This window comes from Clostridium sp. 1001271st1 H5 (genome assembly GCF_005845215.1).
Classification (GTDB): domain Bacteria; phylum Bacillota; class Clostridia; order Lachnospirales; family Lachnospiraceae; genus Enterocloster.
Genome location: NZ_SPHO01000066.1, coordinates 1 through 1,518, shown reverse-complemented (window position 1 = coordinate 1,518; position 1,518 = coordinate 1). Strand labels below are relative to the sequence as shown.

General features: G+C 47.3%; 2 protein-coding genes. Both read right to left on the bottom strand.

Annotated features, from left to right (window positions below; all coding sequences use genetic code 11):
- Window positions 1–26: 26 nt before the first annotated feature.
- A complete protein-coding gene (locus FGS84_RS30585) occupies window positions 27–956 on the bottom strand; it encodes a hypothetical protein (RefSeq protein WP_138311888.1) in 930 nt (309 codons plus the stop codon).
- On the bottom strand, window positions 953–1,518 hold a 566-nt coding region (locus FGS84_RS30580), incomplete at its 5' end, for an ATPase, T2SS/T4P/T4SS family (RefSeq protein ID WP_171042757.1). The genes FGS84_RS30585 and FGS84_RS30580, both read right to left, overlap by 4 nt.

Genomic DNA, 1,518 nt, shown 5'->3' with positions numbered 1-1,518 from the left:
GAATAAAAACAACAAGCCTTCCATAGCTACCTCCTGTATTCAATGGGACGGGTCAGTTTCACTACAAAGCCAGCGGATATAAAAATAGCCGCCGCAGTGGCAGCCAGAATACACTGTCCCAGTACCGTATGCATCAGTACATCATACCAGTCCTGATTCAGCAGATACATAAGAGGAATATTGCCTACTACAAACACAACCATAATCATAAACTCTTTTCTTGGTTCTGCGATCATGTATTCCAGTTCTGCGTTCACATTCCGCATATCTGACAGCTTTGATACGATGGGCGGCAGTGTAGTCTTTAAGCTCCGGTCATGCTGGCAGTCACTGACCGCATCGCACCACTCCCGAAACACCTCATTATCAATCCTTCCCCGCAAAATCCGAAGGGCGGCCTGAACATCCGGATTTACCATTTTAATCTGGATGAGAAAATCCTGAAATACTCTGGACACTGGAGGATTTAAATATGCTGTATTCTCCTCCACCGCCGTCACAATATCTTCTGTCCTCAGATATGCTGTGGTAATGACCGAAAGCGCCGTTTCCAGTTCTGCAGACACATCCCTTTTATAATGATTGGCAGTCAGTTTCACATACCAGAATGGTAGAAATAAAAAACCCACTGCCATCACCGGAGCCAGGAAAAAATTCCCCAACAAAATAGCAATGGATCCCCCAGCGCAAAACAGTGCCAGAGCAACTGCGCAGATGATGGAAAACCGGTTCCCCCTGCCCGTCATTTGAAGGATGTTCTGTGCTTCCTCCAGTTCCCTGCGCAAAATCCCTGATTTTTTTCTTCCTGATGATTCCCTGATGTCTTCCCGCAGACTTCGTTTTGGATTCAATAGAAATCCAAACAGGCTGTCCGTAAACTCCACTGGCTTCATTCCCAGCAGTAAAAATACACCCACGATCATTCCCGCACACGCCAATAGCTGAATCGCCGTCATTCATTCTCCTCCTCTCTATCCTTTTTTACATTCAAAAGTCCTGCCAGCGTTTCCTGCGGCATTCCATTCTCCATCAGCCGTCTTGCCAGACTGTCCGAGATTGGGTTGATTTGTCTATGGTGCCCCACAATTACAAACTTTCCATCCTCCACCCTGTTTTCCGTAATCTGATATTGAAACAGCGGACGGTATCGTCTGGTTCCATCTGCCAGAATCTCACACTCCATGATTTCCATTAAACGGCGTTCCTTGTTTTCCAGCTGTTTGCAGAAAGCGATGATCGGATAGGCTTCCGTTACAAATCCCATCAAAGTCTCATCACTCATATCCACAGCACGTTTACACAGGGAAACCATGCGGCGGTAGGTTGCCTCACAGCTCATGGAATGGATGGTTGTCACAACCGCAACACCGGTTCTGGCAGCCTCCTGTGCCGCATTCGCTTCTGGTCCACGCATTTCTCCTACCACAATAATGTCCGGATTAAAGCGTAGCGCCATATCAAGGAGTGCAATCTGATCTACTCTCTGCCTCTCATTCTCGCTGTCACGGGTCAAGGTAT